This window comes from Curtobacterium sp. PhB115, from assembly GCF_003752025.1.
GTDB lineage: Bacteria > Actinomycetota > Actinomycetes > Actinomycetales > Microbacteriaceae > Curtobacterium.
Genome location: NZ_RJKR01000006.1, coordinates 781,547 through 800,899, shown reverse-complemented (window position 1 = coordinate 800,899; position 19,353 = coordinate 781,547). Strand labels below are relative to the sequence as shown.

General features: G+C 71.9%; 18 protein-coding genes. 12 read left to right on the top strand and 6 right to left on the bottom strand.

Going from position 1 to position 19,353, the window contains the following annotated elements:
* Positions 1 to 30 precede the first annotated feature (30 nt).
* The 4 genes from EDF19_RS09450 (at position 31) to EDF19_RS09435 (ending at position 4,838) form a co-directional block, all read left to right on the top strand.
* Positions 31 to 1,215 (top strand): ROK family protein, encoded by a 1,185-nt coding sequence (locus EDF19_RS09450; protein ID WP_123680602.1) that lies wholly within the window; start codon positions 31 to 33, stop codon positions 1,213 to 1,215.
* A complete protein-coding gene (locus tag EDF19_RS09445) occupies positions 1,208 to 2,773 on the top strand; it encodes a M81 family metallopeptidase (protein WP_123680601.1) in 1,566 nt (521 codons plus the stop codon). The genes EDF19_RS09450 and EDF19_RS09445 overlap by 8 nt, the downstream gene beginning before the upstream one ends.
* Positions 2,770 to 3,510, top strand: coding sequence for a copper homeostasis protein CutC (locus tag EDF19_RS09440; RefSeq protein ID WP_123680600.1), 741 nt, complete (start codon positions 2,770 to 2,772; stop codon positions 3,508 to 3,510). Before EDF19_RS09445 ends, EDF19_RS09440 begins: the two co-directional genes overlap by 4 nt.
* 86 nt (positions 3,511 to 3,596) lie before the next feature.
* Positions 3,597 to 4,838, top strand: a complete 1,242-nt coding sequence (locus tag EDF19_RS09435; RefSeq protein ID WP_123680599.1) for an MFS transporter — start codon at positions 3,597 to 3,599, stop codon at positions 4,836 to 4,838.
* Between the two features lie 15 nt (positions 4,839 to 4,853).
* Here the strand turns inward: EDF19_RS09435 and aztA are convergent, their stop codons facing one another.
* A complete protein-coding gene (gene aztA / locus EDF19_RS09430; RefSeq protein WP_260217054.1) occupies positions 4,854 to 5,486 on the bottom strand; it encodes a zinc ABC transporter ATP-binding protein AztA in 633 nt (210 codons plus the stop codon).
* Positions 5,487 to 5,536: 50 nt separating this feature from the next.
* On the opposite strand from aztA, the gene aztB reads away from it, so the two are divergent.
* From aztB to EDF19_RS09410, 4 genes are read left to right on the top strand one after another with little or no spacing between them, the layout of a single operon-like run.
* A complete protein-coding gene (gene aztB / locus EDF19_RS09425) occupies positions 5,537 to 6,415 on the top strand; it encodes a zinc ABC transporter permease AztB (protein WP_123680597.1) in 879 nt (292 codons plus the stop codon).
* Complete coding sequence (locus EDF19_RS09420) at positions 6,412 to 7,650, top strand: ABC transporter (RefSeq protein WP_123680596.1); 1,239 nt, start codon at positions 6,412 to 6,414, stop codon at positions 7,648 to 7,650. Before aztB ends, EDF19_RS09420 begins: the two co-directional genes overlap by 4 nt.
* Positions 7,647 to 8,573: a metal ABC transporter substrate-binding protein gene (locus EDF19_RS09415; protein ID WP_260217052.1), complete on the top strand. Its 927-nt coding sequence runs from the start codon at positions 7,647 to 7,649 to the stop codon at positions 8,571 to 8,573. The genes EDF19_RS09420 and EDF19_RS09415 overlap by 4 nt, the downstream gene beginning before the upstream one ends.
* A 29-nt stretch (positions 8,574 to 8,602) precedes the next feature.
* Positions 8,603 to 9,781 carry a hypothetical protein gene (locus EDF19_RS09410; protein WP_123680595.1) on the top strand — a complete coding sequence of 393 codons (1,179 nt, stop codon included), beginning with the start codon at positions 8,603 to 8,605 and terminating at the stop codon, positions 9,779 to 9,781.
* A 138-nt stretch (positions 9,782 to 9,919) separates the two neighbouring features.
* Here the strand turns inward: EDF19_RS09410 and EDF19_RS09405 are convergent, their stop codons facing one another.
* Positions 9,920 to 10,276 (bottom strand): VOC family protein, encoded by a 357-nt coding sequence (locus EDF19_RS09405; protein WP_123680594.1) that lies wholly within the window; start codon positions 10,274 to 10,276, stop codon positions 9,920 to 9,922.
* A gap of 178 nt (positions 10,277 to 10,454) precedes the next feature.
* Between EDF19_RS09405 and EDF19_RS09400 the strand changes: the two genes are divergently transcribed.
* From EDF19_RS09400 to msrA, 3 genes are all read left to right on the top strand, one after another.
* Complete coding sequence (locus EDF19_RS09400) at positions 10,455 to 10,913, top strand: DUF4383 domain-containing protein (protein WP_123680593.1); 459 nt, start codon at positions 10,455 to 10,457, stop codon at positions 10,911 to 10,913.
* A gap of 196 nt (positions 10,914 to 11,109) precedes the next feature.
* Positions 11,110 to 11,931, top strand: a complete 822-nt coding sequence (locus tag EDF19_RS09395) for an aldo/keto reductase (RefSeq protein WP_123680592.1) — start codon at positions 11,110 to 11,112, stop codon at positions 11,929 to 11,931.
* Positions 11,932 to 12,015: 84 nt separating this feature from the next.
* Positions 12,016 to 12,537, top strand: a complete 522-nt coding sequence (gene msrA, locus EDF19_RS09390; RefSeq protein WP_123680591.1) for a peptide-methionine (S)-S-oxide reductase MsrA — start codon at positions 12,016 to 12,018, stop codon at positions 12,535 to 12,537.
* Between the two features lie 162 nt (positions 12,538 to 12,699).
* Here msrA and EDF19_RS09385 read toward each other — a convergent pair whose 3' ends face one another.
* Both EDF19_RS09385 and EDF19_RS09380 read right to left on the bottom strand, forming a co-directional pair.
* Complete coding sequence (locus EDF19_RS09385; RefSeq protein ID WP_123680590.1) at positions 12,700 to 13,701, bottom strand: aldo/keto reductase; 1,002 nt, start codon at positions 13,699 to 13,701, stop codon at positions 12,700 to 12,702.
* A gap of 39 nt (positions 13,702 to 13,740) precedes the next feature.
* Positions 13,741 to 14,856: a 5-methyltetrahydropteroyltriglutamate--homocysteine S-methyltransferase gene (locus EDF19_RS09380; RefSeq protein ID WP_123680589.1), complete on the bottom strand. Its 1,116-nt coding sequence runs from the start codon at positions 14,854 to 14,856 to the stop codon at positions 13,741 to 13,743.
* A 117-nt stretch (positions 14,857 to 14,973) separates the two neighbouring features.
* Here EDF19_RS09380 and ppk2 point away from each other — a divergent pair, with 117 nt between their 5' ends.
* On the top strand, positions 14,974 to 15,921 hold the full coding sequence (ppk2, locus tag EDF19_RS09375) for a polyphosphate kinase 2 (RefSeq protein ID WP_123680588.1): 948 nt from the start codon (positions 14,974 to 14,976) through the stop codon (positions 15,919 to 15,921).
* Positions 15,922 to 16,038: 117 nt separating this feature from the next.
* Here the strand turns inward: ppk2 and EDF19_RS09370 are convergent, their stop codons facing one another.
* Both EDF19_RS09370 and EDF19_RS09365 read right to left on the bottom strand, forming a co-directional pair.
* Positions 16,039 to 17,499 carry a glyceraldehyde-3-phosphate dehydrogenase gene (locus tag EDF19_RS09370; protein WP_123680587.1) on the bottom strand — a complete coding sequence of 487 codons (1,461 nt, stop codon included), beginning with the start codon at positions 17,497 to 17,499 and terminating at the stop codon, positions 16,039 to 16,041.
* Positions 17,496 to 19,337: a phosphoenolpyruvate carboxykinase (GTP) gene (locus EDF19_RS09365; RefSeq protein ID WP_123680586.1), complete on the bottom strand. Its 1,842-nt coding sequence runs from the start codon at positions 19,335 to 19,337 to the stop codon at positions 17,496 to 17,498. The genes EDF19_RS09370 and EDF19_RS09365 overlap by 4 nt, the downstream gene beginning before the upstream one ends.
* Positions 19,338 to 19,353: the final 16 nt, after the last annotated feature.

The following is a 19,353-nucleotide window of genomic DNA, read 5'->3' as shown; positions in this document are numbered from 1 at the left end:
GCCGTCGTTTCCCCCGGATTGGAGAAAGTCGTGACGGACCTCTCTGCTCGCGTCCTCGAACTCGTCGCGTCCGGTCAGGCCGCGAGCCGGACCGAGATCGCCACGCTGCTCGGCGCCGCTCCCTCGACCGTGTCGCACGTGGTCGCCCAGCTGCTGTCGCACGGGCTCCTCGCCGAAGAGGGCACCGACGTCTCGACCGGCGGCCGCCCCCGCAAGGTGCTCCGCATCGGCGGCGTCGACGAGTACGCGGTCGCCGCGGACGTCGGCGGTGGGCACGCACGGGTCGGGATCGTGCTGCCCGGAGGCGCGCTCGAGTCGGTCGCGAACGTCCCGTTCGCGCTCTCGGACGGCCCGACGGCCGGGCTCCAACGGCTGGCGACGATGCTCGAGCGCCTCGCCGACGAACGCGGACGTGCCGGACTGCGCGGCGTCGGGCTGAGCCTGCCGGGTCCCGTCGACGTCGAGGCCGGCGTCGTGGACCTGCCGAGCCGGATGCCCGGGTGGAACGGCTTCCCCGTCGCACGCTGGTTGAGCGAGCGGTTCGGCCTGCCGGCGATCGTCGACAACGACGCGAACTGCATGGCCGCCGGCGAGCAGAGCGTGCAGCCGGCCGGACGGCGACAGACCATCACGATCAAGGCCGGGTCAGCGATCGGGGCCGGCATCGTCATCGACGGCCGGCTGTACCGCGGGTCAACGGGGTCGGCCGGGGACATCACCCACGTGCGGATCGACGCCGCCGGGGACACCCCGTGCTCGTGCGGGAACACCGGGTGCCTCGAGACCGTCGCGTCCGGCGCCGCTCTCGTGCGGATCCTGTCCGGCGCCGGGGTCGACGTGTCCTCCACCGCGGACGTCGTCCGGCTCGCGTCGGACGCCCACCCGGAGGCCACCCGCGCTGTCCGCCTGGCCGGCCGGTACCTCGGCGAGGTGCTCGCCGCCAACGTGAACTTCTTCAACCCGGACGCCGTCTACCTCGGCGGCATCCTGTCCACACTCGACCCGTTCATCGCCGCCGTGCGCAGCCAGCTGTACGAGAGCTGCCACCCGCTCATGACGCAACACCTGGCCATCGAGCCGGTGTCGCTCGGCGCGGACGCCGGGCTCGTCGGCGCGGGGCAGTTCGCGCTGCAGCGTGGACTCGCGGCGTCACTCGAGGAACTCTCCACCCCCATCCCGCAGTCCACCACCAGGAACAGGAGCGTCCGTGTCTGACACCGTGCCCGCCACCCCCGCCGTCCCCGCCGACCCCGCCGGTGCCCGCCGTCCGGTCGTCGCCATCGCCGGACTGGCCATCGAGACGTCGACCTTCACCCCCACCCGCACCCACGCACCGGCGTTCCACCCGGACCGTGGCGACGAGGTCGTGGCGCGGTACCCGTTCCTGTCCGCGATGTCGGACGCGGCGGACTTCCGCGGAGCACTCATCGGGCACGCCCTGCCCGGCGGCATCGTGGACCGCGACTCGTACGAGTCGCTCGCCGCGGAGATCGTCGACCGCCTGACCGCGATCGTCGAGGCTGAGCACGTCGACGGCCTCTGGTACGACATCCACGGGGCCATGGTCGTCGAGGGGCTGGACGACGCCGAGTCGGACCTGCTCGGCCGGATCCGTGCGGTGATCGGTCCGGACGTCATCGTGTCCGCGTCGATGGACCTGCACGGCAACGTCACGCGCGAACTCGCCCACCAGGTCGACCTCGTCACCTGCTACCGGATGGCCCCGCACGAGGACGCCATGGAGACGAAGGAGCGCGCCGTGCGCAACCTGGTCGACGTGCTCACCACCCGGCCGGTCGGCGCGCAGCGCCCCGTGAAGGCGTGGATCCCGATCCCCGTCCTGCTCCCCGGCGAGCAGACCTCGACCCGCATCGAACCCGCCGCCTCGCTGTACGGGCAGGTGCCGCTCGTCGAGCAGACCGATGGTGTGCTCGACGCCGCGATCTGGGTCGGGTACGCGTGGGCCGACCAGCCCCGCGACCAGGCCGTCACCGTCGTGACCGGGTGGGACCAGGCCGCCGTGGCCGCCGGCGCCGAGCGACTGGCCCGAGCGTTCTGGGATGCCCGCGAGGACTTCGTGTTCGTGGCGCCGACCGGCTCGTTCGACGAGTGCCTCGCCGCCGCGCTCGCCCCGGGTGCCGCGAAGCCGTACTTCATCTCCGACTCGGGCGACAACCCGACCGCGGGCGGCTCCGGCGACATGACCTGGGGCCTGACGCAGGTGCTCGCGAACCCGGCGTTCGCCAGCGCCGACGGCCCCACCGTGATCTACGCCAGCGTCCCCGGAGCGGCCGCCGTCGCCGCGGCGGTCGAAGCCGGCGTCGGCGCGACGATCACCGTGACCGCCGGTGCGTCGGTCGACTCCGTCCACGCGGGCCCGATCACCATGACGGGCCGCGTGCACGCGATCAAGCACGGCGACCGTGACGCCGAGACCGAGGTCGTGCTCCAGGTCGGCAGCGTCTTCGCCATCCTGACGAAGCTCCGCAAGCCGTACCACCACGAGCACGACTTCACCGATCTCGACCTGGCACCGCGGCAGGCCGACATCGTCATCGTGAAGATCGGGTACCTCGAACCGGAGCTGTTCGACATGGCGGCCGACTGGATGCTCGCCCTGACACCCGGCGGTGTCGACCAGGACCTCCTGCGACTCGGGCACCACCGGATCGAGCGGCCGATGTTCCCCTACGATCGAGTGTTCCCCGAGGCCCCGGACCTGACCGCCAGGATCATCCCGGCCTCGGACCAGCCACTCGGAGCCTCTGCATGACCCCTTCGCCCGTTGCACTCGAGATCGCGGTCACCTCGCCGCAGGGTGCGGTCGTCGCACGGGACGGCGGGGCCGACCGGGTCGAGCTCTGCGTCGGGCTCGAGCTCGGCGGGCTGACCCCGTCGCAGGCCCTGGTCGAGACGACCCACGAGACCGGGATCCCCGCGCACGCGCTGGTCCGGTGTCGCCCCGGCGGGTTCGTGCACACCCCCGACGAGGTCGAGCTCATGGTGCGCGAGGTCCGGACGGTCCTGCGCTCCGGTGCCGCCGGCGTCGTCGTCGGTGCCCTGCGCCCGGACCGGACCCTCGACGAGGACGCCCTGCGCCGCTTCGTCGACGCCGCCCGCTCGGTCAGCACGACCGCCGAGATCACCCTGCACCGGGCGATCGACCACGCGGTGGACCCCGTCGCCGCAGCAGCCACGCTCGCCGCGCTCGGGTTCACCCGCGTGCTGACGTCCGGCGGTGCCCCCACCGCGGGAGCCGGCGCTGCCACGATCGCCCGGATGGTCGACGCCGCCGGGCCCGTGCAGGTCATGGCCGGTGCCGGCGTCACCCCGGCCGACGTCCCGGCGCTCGTCGCGACCGGCGCCGCCGCCGTGCACCTGTCGGCGAAGCGTGCGGCGCCGGACAGCGCCCACGCGGGGGTCCCGATGGGCGGCGCCGACGACGGTTCGGCGCACTTCGTGACCGATGCCGAGGTCGTGGCGGCCGCCCGACGCGCCCTCGACGCCTGACACCGAACCCGCGTCAGCCGCGACGCCCGGCGAGGAACGACACGACACGCGGGAATGGCCCGCGACCGGCGCTGCTTGACGAACCCATGACCTCGTCAGCAGAGCGCCGCGGGTGGCTCGGTGTCACGTCCGTCGCACTCGGATCCTTCGTCCTCGTGCTCTCCGAGTTCCTGCCGATCGGGCTCCTGCCCGCCATCGCCGCCGACCTCGACGTCGGGATCGGCACGGCCGGGCTCATGGTCGTCGCCACCGGGCTCGTCGGTGCCGTCGCGGCGCCGGTCGTCACGGTCCTGACCTCGCGCGTGGACCGCCGTGTCGTGCTCGTGTCGTTGACCGTGCTGCTCGTGCTGGCGGACGGGCTCGCGGCGATCGCGCCCTCGTTCGGTGTGCTGCTCGTGGCGCGCATGCTCCTGGGCGTCGGCATCGGCGGGTTCTGGGCGATCGGCGCCGGCATCGCCGGTCGACTGGTCCGGCCGGCCGCCACGATCCGGGCGACCTCGCTCATCACCGCCGGCGTCTCGGTCGCGACGGTCGTGAGCCTGCCGCTCGGCGCCCTCGTGTCGTCGCTCGCCACCTGGCGGCTCGCGTTCGTCATCGGCGGCGTGCTCGGCCTGGTCGCGCTCGTCCTGCAGCTCGCGATGCTGCCGCGCATCCCCGCGCAGCAGCAGGTCCGGTTCGCGACGCTCGGCTCGCTGCTCCGCGTCCCCCGTGCCCGTGTCGGCCTGATCGCCGCCGCGTTCCTGTTCGCCGCACAGTTCGCCGCGTACACGTACATCGCGCCGTACCTGCAGGACCTGGTCGGGGTCGGCCCGGACACCGTCACGCTCGCGCTCCTGGTGTTCGGCGTCGCGGGGATCGTCGGGAACTTCGCCGCCGGCTTCACCCTGGGACGGAGCGTGCTCGGGACGATCAGCGTGTCCAAGGTCGCCCTCGCGGTCGCCGTGGTCCTGCTCCCCCTGCTCGCGCACTCCGTCGTCGGGGTGTTCGTGCTGCTCGTGGTGTGGGGGCTGGTCTGGGGCGCGTTGCCGCTCGGCATGCAGACGTGGATGTCCACGGCCTCGCCCGCCGGGTCCGAGACCGGGCTCGCGCTGTTCGTCACGACCATCCAGCTCGCGATCGCCGCGGGGTCGGTGCTCGGCGGCACAGCGGTGTCGTCGTTCGGTCTCGCTGCGGACTTCTGGTTGTCCGGAGGGGTCGCCGTCGTGGGTGCGATCGTGCTCGTCTCCCTCGGGCTGCGCCGCTCGAGCGCGGTGCCGGTCGCCGACGAGGCTCCGGCACCGGTGCCGGTGCCGACCTCGACGGGTTCCGTCGCCGTCGCCTGCCCCTGATCGCCACCCGCGCCGTCAGGGCGCGGGGAGCGTGACCACGGCGTCGGCTGCGGTGATCGCCACCGGATCGTGTGCGGCGTGCACGACCACCACGCCGTCGGCAGCCTCGGCGGCGAGCACCGCCACCACGAGCGCAGCGGACGCCGCGTCGACGCCGGCCGTCGGTTCGTCGACGAGCAGCACGCGCGCCCGCTGCGCCAGCCCGAGTGCCACGAGGGTGCGCTGCCGTTGGCCGCCGGACAACGCGTCGAGCGGGCGGTCGGCCAGTTCGGCGATCGCCATCCGCTCGAGCTGCGCGTCGACGACGGCGCGGTCGTCGCGTCCGAGCGGTCGCCACCAGGCCCGGTGACGCCACCGGCCCATCGTGACGGCCGCGCGGACCGTGAGCGGGAGTGTGGTCGGCGGGACGGACTGGCTCACGTGGGCGACGCCGCTTGACGGGAGGCCCGTGATGCGCCCGGCGGTCGGCCGCAGCACGCCCGCCACCACGTCGAGCAGCGTCGACTTGCCGGATCCGTTGGGTCCGGTCAGCGCGGTGACCCGGCCGGCCGGGAAGGCCGCGTCGAGGCCGTCGAGGACGGTCCGCTCCCCGCGCAGGGCGCTCACCTGCTCGAGGCGGACGGCGGGCATCGGATCGGTCGCTGGCACCTGAACACGCTATCAGTATCGATAGTCGTTTTCATGTAGCGTCCTGGATCGTGACCTGGCTGACCGACCCCTTCACCGTCGACTTCATGGTGCGTGCCCTGACCGGTGGCGCCCTGGCCGCGGTGCTGTGCGCCGTCGTCGGGACGTGGGTGCTCGTGCGTGGGATGGCGTTCCTGGGCGAGGCACTGTCGCACGGCATGCTGCCCGGCGTCGCGATCGCAGCGCTCACCGGCGTGCCCGCAGTGCTCGGCGCCGCCGTGAGCGCCGGCGTGATGGTGTTCGGCGTCGGGGCGCTCCGACGACGCGGTGGCTTGTCGTACGACACCTCGATCGGGCTGCTCTTCGTCGGGATGCTCGCGCTCGGGGTCATCATCGTGTCGGCATCGCGGTCCTTCGCCACCGACGTCACCGCGATCCTGTTCGGCGACGTGCTGGCCGTCACCCGCACCGACCTCGTCGGCCTGGCGATCGCGGTCGCCGTCGCCCTGCTCGTCGCAGCCGTGTTCCACCGGCCGTTCACGGCACTGGCCTTCGACGTCCGCAAGGCCGCGACGCTCGGCCTGCATCCCCGGCTCGCCGAGGTGGTCCTCATCGGCCTGGTCACCCTCGCCGTCGTCGCCTCGTACCGTGCCGTCGGCACCCTGCTGGTCGTCGGGCTGCTGCTCACGCCCGCCGCCGCGGCCCGCGCCTGGACGAAGCACGTGGCCTCGACGATGCTCCTCGGCGCGGTGCTCGGTGTCGTCGCCGTCCTGGTCGGCCTGCTCGTCTCGTGGCACGCCGGCACCGCCGCCGGCGCCAGCATCGCGGCCGTCGCCGTCGCCGGGGTCGCCCTGTCCCACGGGCTGGCAGCCATCGCACGCAGCACCGCGCGCGCGACCACCAGGCCCGTCGAACACCCCGTCCGAGCACCAGCACGAGAGGCACCATGAACCACGACCCGACCACCGACCGCCCACGCACACGACTCCCGCGACTCCTGGGAACCCTGGGCCTGACGACCGGCCTCGCGCTGACGGCCACAGCGTGCTCCACCGCGTCGACACCGCCGGCCGACGACGCCAACGCGACCGCGGCCCCGCACGGCTGGGTGGCGGGCGCGACCGAGTCCCAGGAACCCCAGCTGGGCCTCCTGGCCGTCTCCGCGACCGGCGAGACAGCGCTGCACGACCTGCTCACCGGCGAGACGACCGACCTGGAGCGCGTCGGCGCAGCCGAGCACTCCGCGACCGACGGTCGGTTCCTGGTGACGAGCGACGGCGACCGCACCACGGTCGTCGACGGGGGCTCCTGGACCGTCGACCACGGTGACCACACGCACTACTACGCCGCCGAGCCGCGCATCGTCGGGACGCTCGAGGGAGGCGGTCCGGTCCAGGTGCACTCGTCGGAGACGATGACCACGATCGCCTGGCCGGAGCGCGGCGAGGCGGTGGTGCTCGACCGCGCGGCGCTCGGGCAGGGCGAGCTCGACGAGACCGCACGACTCGACGCGACCGTGCTGCTGCCGCTCGGCGAGCACCTGGTGGCCGCCGCGGGCGACACCGTCCGCGTCCTCGATGCCGACGGAGAGCAGACCGGGTCGACCGGGTCGACCGAGCCGACCGGGTCGACCCGCGCCGGACGGGCTTGCACCGACCCCGCTGGTGGGATCGTCACCCGCGCCGGCGCCGTGGTGGGCTGCGCCGACGGAGCGGTCGTCGTCGACGATGCCGGTGCGACCTCGTTCGTCGAACTGCCGGACGACGCCGAGCGTCCGACCGCCTTCGCCGCGCGGGCCGGCCGCCCCACGGTCGCCGGACTCGCGGGCGACACCGGCTTCTGGTTGCTCGACGTCCGACGGGGCTCCTGGCAGCACGTGCCGAGCGAACGGCCGCTGCGTGCGGTGGTCGCCGTCGACGACCAGGACGAGCACGTGGTCGGGGTCGACGACGCCGGCCGGGTGGTCGTGGTGACCGCATCGACCGGCGCCGTCGCGACGACCGAACCCCTGGTCGCCAACGACAGCGACACCGCGCCGCTGCTGCAGCTCGACGCGCAGCGCGCCTACGTGGCCGACCCGACGGCCGCCGTCGTCCACGAGGTGGACTTCGCGGACGGCGCCCGCGTGGCCCGGACCGTCGCGCTCCCGTTCGGGCCCGTCGCGTTCGCCGAGGTGGGACGGTGAGCGGGAGCACGCCCGTCCGGCACACCGCGCGGGTGGTGGCAGCGGCCCTCGTCGTCGCAGCGCTCGCCGTCACGACAGCCGGCTGCACCACGACCGGGTCGGACCGTCCACTCGTCGCCGTGACGACGAACATCCTGGGCGACGTCGTGGCCGAGGTCGTCGGCGACGACGTCGACGTCATGGTGCTCATGCCCCCTGGCGGAGACCCGCACTCGTTCGAGGTGTCCGCGCAGCAGGCGGCGCGACTCCGGAGCGCAGACCTGGTGGTCGAGAACGGCCTCGGGCTCGAGGAAGGCGTGGCCCACCACGTCCGCGCGGCGGCCGACGACGGCGTGGCCGTCTTCACCGCCGGGGACGCGATCGACGCCCTGGAGTGGACCACCGACGACGACAGCGGTCCCGATCCGCACTTCTGGACGGACCCCGCGCGCATGGTCGACGTGGTCGAGGCCCTCGACGACGAGCTGGACGCCGTCGGCATCGACGCTCCCGGCACCGAGGCGTTCACCGACCGACTCACAGCCCTCGACGACGACATGACCGCCGCGTTCGACACCATCCCTGCCGATCGCAAGGCCCTGGTGACGAACCACCACGTGTTCGGCTACCTCGCCGACCGCTACGGGTTCCGGGTGGTGGGTGCCGTGATCCCGAGCGGCACGACCCTGGCGTCCCCGAGCGCCGCCGACCTGCGTGACCTGGCGGACGCGATCGAGCAGGCGGGCGTCCCGACGATCTTCGCCGACGCCTCGCAGCCAGCACGCCTGGCCGAGGTCCTGGCGGACGAGGTCGACGTGCAGGTGGCGATCCGCTCGCTGGCGACCGAGTCCCTGACCGAGGACGGCGCCGCGTCGACCTACCTCGGGATGATGCGCTCGAACACCGACTCGATCGTCGACGGCCTGACGGCTCCGATTTCTTAATGAGAATGAGAATCAGTACAGTGTTGCCCATGACCAGAACCAAGACCCTCCGCGCCGCGGCACTGCCGGCCGCGCTGCTCGGCACCGTTGCCCTGGCCCTGACCGGATGCGCCACGAACGCCGCCGACGCCGAGAGCACCTCGGCCCCGAAGGCCGACAGCACCCGCATCACGTTGACCTACGACGGCGGCCTGCTCGTGCTCGACCAGGACCTGCAGGTCGTGGCCGACGACGCCGTCGACGGCTTCACCCGCGTGAACCCCGCCGGCGACGGCCGCCACGTGCTCGTCACGGTGCCCGAGGGCTTCCGGGTGCTCGACACCGCGGCGGACCCGGCCCTGACCGACGCGGTGTTCCCGGCCGACACCGGTGGGCACGCCGTCGTGCACGGCGACCGCACAGCCCTGTTCGACGACGGCACCGGCGACGTGACGACGTTCGACAACACCGAGCTCGACGGCGAGGCCCTGCCCGACGTCCGGACCACCGAGTCCGAGGCGGCGCACCACGGCGTCGCGATCGAGCTCGAGGACGGCACGCTCCTCACCACCATCGGCACCGAGGAGAGCCGGAGTGGCGTCCGAGCCCTGGACGCCGACGGCGAGGAGCTCACCCGCTCCGAATCGTGCCCGGACGTGCACGGCGAAGGTGCCGTCCAGGGTGAGGTCGCGGTGTTCGGCTGCACCGACGGCGCCCTCGTCTACGCCGACGGCGCGTTCGAGAAGCTCGACGCCCCGACCGAGTACGGCCGCACCGGCAACCTGTTCACCACGGACACGTCGTCGGTCGCGGTCGGCGACTACAACGACGACCCGGACAGCGAGGGCTACCTGCTCGACCAGATCGCCCTGATCGACGCGGCGTCGGGGAAGTACACCGTCGCGGACATGCCCGACGGCGTCGGCTTCACGTTCCGCGACCTCGCACGTGGCCCCGGCGACGAAGCGGTGGTCCTCGGTGACGACGGCGCCCTGCACACCTTCGACGAGACCAGCGGGGAGCATCTCGACTCGTTCCCCGTGATCGACGCGTGGGAGGGCCCGGCCGAGTGGCAGGACGCCCACCCCGCCGTGAAGGTCGCCGGCGACATCGCCTACGTCACCGACCCCGCCGAGCGGAAGGTGCACGCCGTCGACCTGACCACCGGGAAGGTCCTCGCCTCGAGCGACGCGCTGCCGGGCGTGCCCAACGAGATCGCGGTCGCGTAGCGCTCTGCAGGCGACCACGCGCAGACGGGCGCGCCCCGCTCAGCGGCAACGCGAAGCGTTGCGCGGGGCGCGCCGACCGAGCCTGCGAGGGAGGCGTGGCGACACCGCACCGGCCCTTCCGTCCGTCCTGGGGTCGCGTCAGCCCTGCGGCGGCGCGTAGAACTGCAGGTCGTTGCCCTCGCTGTCCTTGAAGGGGACGATCTTGCCCCACGGGTGCTCACTGATCTCGCCCTGCACGTCCGCACCGCGCTCGCGGATGCTCGCCAGCTCGTCCTCGATCGAACCGTCCGGCTGGAACGTGACGACCGCTCCCCCGCCGCTCGACGGGCTCGCCGACTCGCGCCCGTTCAGCCCGATCATCAGGCCGTTCGCGTCGATCTCACTCCAGTCGTCGGACTCGTCCGTGACCGTCAGTCCGAGGGTGTCACGGTAGAACGCGACCGCCCGCTGCATGTCGGTGACCGGGACCCATACCGCTGCGACTCCGCGTGCCATGGTGCTGCCTTCCGTCGGTGTTGCCGTGCTGCGGAGCGTAGGCAGCCGTGTGTGCGCACCGGTCCAGGGTCGGTGTCCCCCGGTGCTCGCGAAGTGGACAACTGCCATCCGACTGCCGGACGGCTTCGAATGCCCTGTGCGCCGCAACTGCGACGCGGACGAGAAAAGGGGTCACACCATGACCAGCAACGCAGCAACCGCTCGCAACCGCACCGGCTCGACCTGGACCCAGAAGGGTGCGCTCCTGTTCGGTGTCGTCTTCCTGATCGTCGGCGTCGCCGGCTTCATCCCGGGGCTCACCATGGACATGGGTTCGATGTCGATGGCGGGCCACGGTTCCATGGCCTTGCTCCTCGGCCTGTTCCAGGTGTCGGTCCTGCACAACATCGTGCACCTGCTCTTCGGCATCGTCGGGCTCGCCGCGGCACGTTCAGCCCGAGGTGCTCGGCTCTACCTGGTCGTCGGCGGCATCGTCTACGCGGTCCTGTTCGTCTACGGCCTGTTCACGGCCGGCATGGCAGACCCCGCGAACTTCGTCCCCCTGAACAGCGCGGACAACGTCCTGCACGCGTTCCTCGCCGTCGCGATGATCGTGCTCGGCTTCGTGCTGCCGCGCGTCGGCGCGCGCACGCGCTGACAGTCGGAGTGGACCTGGAGGCCCGTGGCGACACCGCCGCAGGCCTCCAGTCCGGCGTCTGACGGGTTCGCGCCCCCTGGCGGGCATCGCGCCCAGGTGAGTCGGGGCGCGATGCCCGCACGGGGGCGCGGTGCGCGGCGGCACAGCGTTGCGTCCCGTGACCGCCCCCGGAACCGGGCGGCGTATCGTCCGTCGCATGCCCGCACTCATCGACACGTTCACCCTGTCCAACGGTCTGCACATCCCGAAGATCGGCTTCGGCACGTGGCAGATCCCCTCCGGGTCCGAGGCGTACGACGCGACGAAGACCGCGCTCGACCTCGGGTACCGCCACATCGACACCGCGCTGGCGTACGGCAACGAGGCCAGTGTCGGCGAGGCCGTCCGTGACAGCGGCGTCCCGCGCGACGAGGTGTTCATCACCACGAAGCTGCCGGCGGAGATCAAGACCGCGGACGGCGCACGCCAGGCGTTCGAGGAGTCGAGCGCCAACCTCGACCTCGGCGTGATCGACCTGTACCTGATCCACGCTCCCTGGCCCTGGAGCGCCATCGGCTCCGACCACGGGGACGAGAACGTCGCGGTGTGGAAGGTGTTCGAGGAGCTCTACGACGCCGGCCGGACGCGCTCGATCGGCGTCTCGAACTTCGCCGTCTCCGACCTCGAGTACCTGCTCGGCAGGACCGACGTGGTGCCGCACGTGAACCAGATCCGGTGGTTCATCGGCAACACGCAGGACGAGACGACCGCGTTCGACCGCGAACACGACATCCTCACCGAGGGGTACTCGCCCCTCGCCACGGGTGGCCTGCTCGAGAACGAGCAGATCGCCGAGATCGCGGCGAAGTACGACAAGAGCGTCGCGCAGGTCGCGATCCGCTACCTGCTCGAGAAGGACGTCCTGCCGCTGCCGAAGTCCACGACCCCGTCGCGCATCGCCGCGAATGCCGACGTCGACTTCACCCTGTCGGCCGACGACGTGGCCGCACTCGACGCGCTCGAGGGCACCACCGACTGACACCATCCGGGAACACGACACCCCCGTTGCTGGTTGCACAAGACGATGCCGCAGCCAGCGGCACGACGACCTCAGGAGGCCACCATGACCACCACCGAAACCGCCATCCTCGCCGGCGGGTGTTTCTGGGGAGCGCAGCAGCTCCTCCGTCGCCGGCCCGGCATCATCAGCACGCGCGTCGGCTACTCGGGTGGCGACACCCCGAACGCGACGTACCGCAACCACGGTGACCACGCCGAGGCCGTCGAGATCGTCTTCGACCCGTCCGTGATCTCGTACCGCGACCTGCTCGAGTTCTTCTTCCAGATCCACGACCCGTCGACGAAGGACCGTCAGGGCAACGACGTCGGTCGCAGCTACCGTTCGGCGATCTTCTTCACCTCGCCCGAGCAGGAGCAGGTCGCGCGCGACACGATCGCGGACGTCGACGCTTCGGGCATCTGGCCGGGCAAGGTCGTCACCGAGGTCGAGCCCGCCGGCGACTTCTGGGAGGCCGAGGAGGAGCACCAGGACTACCTCGAGAAGTACCCCGCCGGGTACACGTGCCACTTCGTGCGCCCGGGTTGGAAGCTCCCGCACCGCGACGAGGCGACCGCGGCGGTCTAGGGGCAACCCACTGACGGACGGGAGGCGCGGTGCCAGCTGGCACCGCGCCTCCCGTCCGTGGTTTCGGGCTCAGCGACAGTCCACGCGGTCCCCCGCCCGTGACGTGTCGCTCAGCGCGAAACGTCGCACCGCCTGCGCTCCGCGCGCCGCATCCGACACACGTCAGCCGCGCGGCACCAGCGCGTCGATCGCCGCGAGCTCCTCGTCGGACAGGGGCGCGCCCGCGAGCGAGTCGAGCGTGCCGTCCAGCTGGCGGACACTCGAGGCCCCGACCAGCGCCGACGTCACGGCCGGCTGCCGGAGCACCCACGTGATCGCGAGCTGCGCGAGCGTCTGCCCGCGCGCCACAGCGATGTCGTTGAGCGCCCGCGCCGTCGTCAGGTACTCGTCGTCGATGCGGTCCGCCCCGAACCAGCGGCCCTCGGCGGCACGCGACCCCACCGGGACCGTCCCGTCCAGGTACCGGTCCGTCAGCAGCCCGCCCGCCAGCGGCGAGAACACGATCGCACCGGTGCCGAGTCGCATGAGCTCGTCGAAGAGCCCGTCCTCGGGGACCCGGTCGAACATGTTGTAGCGCGGCTGGTGGATGAGCAGGTGCATGTTCTCGTCGGCCAGGGCCTTCGCCGCCGCCGCGGTCTGCTCCGGGTCGTAGTTCGAGATGCCCGCGTACAGCGCCTTGCCCGACCTGACCGCGGTCACCAGGGCGCTGACCGTCTCCTCGATGGGCGTCTCGGGGTCCGGACGGTGCGAGTAGAAGACGTCGACGTAGTCGAGCCCGAGGCGCCCGAGCGACTGGTCGAGCGACGCGAGCATGTACTTGCGGGAGCCCCGGTCGCCGTACGGGCCGGGCCACATGTCGTATCCGGCCTTCGTCGACACCACGATCTCGTCCCGGTACGGGCGCAGGTCCGATTCGAGGATGCGGCCGAACTGCTCCTCGGCCGATCCGGGCGGCGGGCCGTAGTTGTTCGCGAGGTCGAAGTGGGTGATCCCGCGGTCGAACGCGTGCAGCACGATGTCGCGCTGCGTGGTGAGCGCGCGGTCGGCGCCGAAGTTGTTCCACAGACCGAGGGAGATCCGCGGCAGCATCAGGCCGCTCCTCCCCACGCGCTGGTACGGGAGCTGCTCGTAGCGGTCGTCGGCAGGCAGGTGGACGTCAGGCATCGTTGCTCGATCCGGATCGGGGACAGGCCGTCGAGAACGCTACCGGGACCAGACGCGTCCGGCGATCTCCACCACGCTGCGGACCTTCGCCCACTGCTCGTCCTCGGACAGCGTGTTGCCCTCCTCGGTCGAGGCGAAACCGCACTGCGGGCTCAGCGCGAGCTGGCCGAGGGGTGCGTACTGCGCGGCGTCGTGGATGCGCTGCTCGATGACGGCCGGGTCCTCGAGCTCGCCGGTCTTCGAGGTGACGAGCCCGAGCACGACGACCTGATCGCCCTCGGGCAGGAACCGCAGCGGCTCGAAGCCGCCGGCCCGGTCACTGTCGTACTCCAGGAAGAAGCCGTCGTAGCCGGTGTGCCCGAGGAGCTGCTCCGCCACGGGCTCGTACCCGCCGGACGCGATCCACGTCGAGCGGAAGTTGCCGCGGCAGACGTGGGTGGTGACGACGAGGTCCTCGGGTCGACCGTCGAGCACCCGTCGGATGATCGACGAGAAGCGCTCGGCGATGCCGTCCGTCTCGATGCCGCGCTCGCGAGCCTTGGCCATCTCGTCGTCGGAGCACGCGTACGCCCACGCCGTGTCGTCGAGCTGCAGGTACCGCACCCCCACGTCGTACAGGGCGGCGATCGCGTCCCGGTACGCCTGCACCAGGTCGTCGGTGATCGCGTCGCGGCCGTCGTAGTGGTCGGTGCGGACCTGGTCGGCGTCGAGGCGGAAGTCGAACACCGTCGGCGCTGGGATCGTGAACTTCGGGGTGAGGCCGCGCGTGGTGGCCTCGGCGACGACGAACGCGGCGTCGGCCACGAACGGGTGGTCCGCCGGGAACGACACCGGACCCGTGACCCGCATGCCCTTCGGCGTGGTCGTCACGCCCTGGAACGCGATGCCGTGGTCGAGCTCGACCACCTCGACCCCGTCGAGGCCGCCCCAGAAGTCGAGGTGCCACCAGGCGCGGCGGGCCTCGCCGTCGGTGGCGAGCTGCAGGCCCGCCGCCCGCTGGTCATCCAGCAGCGTGCGGATCGAGTCGTCCTCGACGGCCCGGAGTGCGGCCGCGTCGATGCGCCCCGCGGCGGCGGCCGAGCGGGCCTCCTTCACGGCGTCGGGGCGGAGGAAGCTGCCGACGACGTCGGCACGGAACGGCGGGTGCTGGGACATCCCGCGATGATACCGGCGCGGAACGACCGGTCGGGTGCTCTGGTGACCAGTGCTCGGCCGCTCCCTTCACCTGCGCGACACGTCCGGTTGGGGACCTGTCGGGGTACGGGGGACAGGATGGACCCAGCCGACCGATCGGCTGGCAGAGGAGACACCGTGGAGACAGCGCCCTACTCGCAACCCCTCCGGGAGTACATCGAGCAGCTCAGGACCGAGGGCTACAGCGTCGCGGACGGGCACACCGCCGACCCGGACCTCATCGACCCGCACGGCAACCCCGTCCTGACGTGGCGCGACGACTACCCGTACGACGAGCGACTGCCGCGCGAGGAGTACGAGTACGCGAAGTACCAGCTGCAGATCGAGCTCCTGAAGTGCCAGTACTGGCTCGAGGACACCGGGCAGAAGGTCGTCGTGCTGTTCGAGGGTCGTGACGCGGCCGGCAAGGGCGGCACGATCAAGCGGTTCACCGAGCACCTCAACCCCCGGACTTCGCGCGTCGTGGCGCTGAGCAAGCCGAGCGAGCGGGAGCGTGGCGAGTGGTACTTCCAGCGCTACGTGCAGCACCTGCCGTCCGCCGGCGAGATGGTGCTGTTCGACCGCTCCTGGTACAACCGCGCGGGCGTCGAGCGCGTGATGGGGTTCTGCGGGGACGACGAGTACGAGTCGTTCATGACCCAGGTGCCGCAGTTCGAACGGATGCTCGTCGACTCCGGCATCCACCTGACCAAGTTCTGGTTCTCGGTCACCCGCCGCGAGCAGCGCACCCGGTTCGCGATGCGGCAGCTCGACCCCGTGCGCCGGTGGAAGCTGTCGGACATCGACCTGCTGTCCCTCGACCGCTGGGACGACTACACCGAGGCGAAGAACGCGATGTTCACGCGGACCGACAAGCGCTACGCCCCGTGGACCATCGTGCGGTCGAACGACAAGAAGCGCGCCCGTCTCAACGCGATGCGGTACTTCCTGACGCAGTTCGACTACCCGGACAAGGCGGTCGACGTGATCGGCAAGCCGGACCCGCTCATCGTGCGCCGCGGCAAGCGGGACGTCGACATCGAGTGATGCCGGACGGGCTCGGCCGGAAGTGAGGGAGGGGCACCACGGGGCGGGGTCCCCCTCCCCCGGAGCGCGCTCGTCCCCCACCACAGGAGTCTCCACAGAGGAGCGCGCTCGTCGCGATCAGGTCGTGATCGCGAGTTCTCGGCCGTCGGGCGCCGGCGACGGCACCGGTACGGGGCGGGCGCGACTCATCGTCTCGAGCACCCGCACCACCTGGTACGAGTAGCCGAACTCGTTGTCGTACCAGACGTAGACCACGACGTCCTCACCGGTCGCCTGGGTGGCGAGGCCGTCCACGACGCCGGCGAACCGGGACCCGAGCACGTCGGTCGACACGAACTCCGGCGACTCGACGTAGTCGACCTGCGACCGCAGCGCGGACCCCAGCGACACCCCGCGGAGGAAGCCGTTCAACGCGTCCCGGTCGACCGGTCGTGCGAGGCGCAGGTTGAGGATCGCGAGCGAGACGTCCGGCGTCGGGACGCGGATCGCGTTCGCGGTGAGTCGTCCCTCGAGGGCGGGGACGGCCTGCGCGACGGCCCGGGCCGCTCCGGTCTCCGTGATGACCATGTTCAGTGGCGCGGCACGGCCACGGCGGTCGGCCCGGTGGAAGTTGTCGGTCAGGTTCTGGTCGTTCGTGAACGAGTGCACCGTCTCGATGTGTCCGCGCACGACGCCGTACTCCGCGTCGAGGGCGGCCAGCACCGGCGCGACCGCGTTCGTCGTGCAGGAGGCCGCAGCGACGACGTCCGACTGCTCAGCATCCGCGCTGTTGATGCCGTGCACGACGTTCGGGATCCCTCCCTTGCCGGGTGCCGTGAGCAGGACGCGTGATGCGCCTGGCGACGCGAGGTGGCGGCGCAGTTCCGCCTCGCTCCGCCACCGACCCGTGTTGTCCACGACGATCGCGTCGTCGATCCCGTACGCGGCGTAGTCGACGGCCGAGGGATCGGCGGCACGGATGACCGTGATCACCGTCCCGTTCGCGGTGATCGTCTGCGCGTCCTCGTCCACGCTGATGGTGCCGTCGAACGGTCCGTGCACGGAGTCCCGGCGGAGCAGACTCGCACGCTTGACGAGGTCGTCCGCGCCGGTCGCTTCGCGCACGACGATCGCCCGGAGCCGCAGGCCGGTCGAGCGGGACTGGTGCGAGATCAGGATGCGGGCGAGGAGCCGCCCGATGCGACCGAAGCCGTACAGGACGACGTCCGTCGTCGGCAGCGGGCTCTGCGCGCCGGCGGCGCGGAGAGCATCGGCGACCATGTCCGCCGCGGCGCGCTCCGGATCGGACCGGAGCCGTGCGGCGAACGCGCCGAGGTCGAGCGACGCCGGGCCGGTCCGACCGGCGTCGAACGCGCGGAGGATCTCCAGCGACTCGGCGAGCGGCAGGGGTGCACCGTCGACGTGCCGGGCGAACCGGTGCGCCTTCACGATGTCGATCGCGGAACGGTTCACGAGCCGACGGCCGTGGACGCCGGCGACCACGCCGTCCCGCCGGTGCAACCGCCCGATGAGCGGGATCATCTCCTCGGCGAGCTCGAGCTGAGCGTTCCAGTCGGCCCAGACGTCGTGTTCCGTCACGCCGCGTCCCCGAGCCGACGGACGAGCTGGTCCAGCCGCGCCCGCAACCGAACCGGCACCCGGTCGCCGAACCGGTCGAAGTGCGCCCGCAGCTGGTCGGCCTCGGCCGACCACGCCGCCGGGTCGACCGCGAACAACTCGTCGAGCGCGAAGCCGTCGAGGTCGAGTCCGGCCAGGTCGAGTCCGCCGACGGCGGGCAGCCCGCCGACGGGGCTCCAGTCCACGTCCGCCGAACCGTCGAGCCGGCCCGCGATCCACTCGAGCACGCGGACGTTCTCGCCGAACCCTGGCCAGAGGTAGCCGCCGTCCGAGGACTTGCGGAACCAGTTCACCCGGAAGACGCGCGGCGCCTTCGAGCCGAGCCGGTCACCGATCTCGAGCCAGTGCGCCCAGTGGTCCGCCATGTTGTAGCCGCAGAAGGGCTGCATCGCGAAGGGGTCGAGGCGGAGTTCGCCGACGGGGCCCTCTGCTGCCGCGGTCTGCTCGCTGGAGATCGTGGAACCGAAGAACACGCCGTGTTCCCAGTCCTCGGCCTCGGCGACGAGCGGGACGTTGGTGGCGCGGCGACCGCCGAAGACGATGGCGTCGATCGGCACGCCGTCGGGGCTGTCCCAGTCGTCCGAGATGGTCGGGCACTGGTCCGCGGCGACCGTGAAGCGCGCGTTGGGGTGCGCGGCCGGCGTCGCACTGCCCGGCTCCCACGGCTGTCCGCGCCAGTCGATGAGGTGCCGCGGCGGTTCCTCCGACGCGCCCTCCCACCAGACGTCGCCGTCGTGCGTCATCGCGACGTTCGTGAAGATCGTGTTCGAGCGGACGGTGGTCATCGCCGCCGGGTTCGTGTCCGGGCCGGTCCCGGGCGCGACGCCGAAGAACCCGGCCTCGGGGTTGATCGCCCACAGACGGCCGTCGGCACCGGGGCGGAGCCACGCGATGTCGTCGCCGATGGTCTCGACCTTCCAGCCGGGCAGCGTCGGCGTCATCATCGCGAAGTTCGTCTTGCCGCAGGCGGAGGGGAACGCGGCCGCGACGTGCAGGACCTTCCCCGCGGGCGTGGTGACGCGGATGAGGAGCATGTGCTCGGCGAGCCAGCCGTCCTCGCGGGCCATCGACGACGCGATCCGGAGGGCGAAGCACTTCTTCGCGAGCAGCGCGTTGCCGCCGTACCCGGAGCCGTACGACCAGATCTCGCGGGTCTCCGGGAAGTGCGCGATCGTCTTGGTCGAGTTCGACGGCCACGGCACGTCCGGGGTCCTGGTCCCGTCGTCGTCCACGAGCGGCATGCCCACGGTGTGCAGGGCCGGGACCCAGACGGTGTCCGGCCCGATCTGCGCCAGGGCTTCAGCGCCCATCCGGGTCATGATCCTGGTGGACACCACGACGTACGGCGAGTCCGTGATCTGGACACCGACCTGCGAGATCGCCCCGCCGACCGGCCCCATCGAGAACGGCACGACGTAGAGCGTCCGCCCGCGCATCGCGCCCCGGAAGCGTGCCGTGAGCTCGGTGCGCATGACGCCGGGTTCCCGCCAGTTGTTGGTCGGGCCGGCGTCCGCCTCGGTCGCGGAGCAGATGAAGGTGCGGTCCTCGACCCGTGCGACGTCCGCGGGGTCGCTCCTGGCGAGGAAGCTGCCCGGGCGCAGGCCCTGGTCCAACGCGATGAGGGAGCCGGCGGCGACCATCTCGGTGAGCAGCGTGCGGTTCTCGGCCTCACTGCCGGAGCACCAGACGACCTGGTCCGGTTGCGTCAGGGCGGCGACCTGGTCCACCCAGTGGTGGAGGGCCTCCAGGCCGGGTCCTGGCTCGATCGTCGATCCGATCGTCTCGGTGGTGGCAGTCATGCTGATCCTTCGAGGT

Coding starts and splice junctions, on each gene's coding strand:
- EDF19_RS09405 (WP_123680594.1), bottom strand. CDS start 10,276: ATGGCACGCGGAGTCGCAGCGGTATGGGTCCCGGTCACCGACATGCAG.
- EDF19_RS09365 (WP_123680586.1), bottom strand. CDS start 19,337: ATGACTGCCACCACCGAGACGATCGGATCGACGATCGAGCCAGGACCC.
- EDF19_RS09435 (WP_123680599.1), top strand. CDS start 3,597: ATGACCTCGTCAGCAGAGCGCCGCGGGTGGCTCGGTGTCACGTCCGTC.
- msrA (WP_123680591.1), top strand. CDS start 12,016: ATGACCACCACCGAAACCGCCATCCTCGCCGGCGGGTGTTTCTGGGGA.
- EDF19_RS09380 (WP_123680589.1), bottom strand. CDS start 14,856: ATGTCCCAGCACCCGCCGTTCCGTGCCGACGTCGTCGGCAGCTTCCTC.
- EDF19_RS09395 (WP_123680592.1), top strand. CDS start 11,110: ATGCCCGCACTCATCGACACGTTCACCCTGTCCAACGGTCTGCACATC.
- EDF19_RS09400 (WP_123680593.1), top strand. CDS start 10,455: ATGACCAGCAACGCAGCAACCGCTCGCAACCGCACCGGCTCGACCTGG.
- EDF19_RS09410 (WP_123680595.1), top strand. CDS start 8,603: ATGACCAGAACCAAGACCCTCCGCGCCGCGGCACTGCCGGCCGCGCTG.
- EDF19_RS09440 (WP_123680600.1), top strand. CDS start 2,770: ATGACCCCTTCGCCCGTTGCACTCGAGATCGCGGTCACCTCGCCGCAG.
- ppk2 (WP_123680588.1), top strand. CDS start 14,974: ATGGACCCAGCCGACCGATCGGCTGGCAGAGGAGACACCGTGGAGACA.
- EDF19_RS09420 (WP_123680596.1), top strand. CDS start 6,412: ATGAACCACGACCCGACCACCGACCGCCCACGCACACGACTCCCGCGA.
- EDF19_RS09385 (WP_123680590.1), bottom strand. CDS start 13,701: ATGCCTGACGTCCACCTGCCTGCCGACGACCGCTACGAGCAGCTCCCG.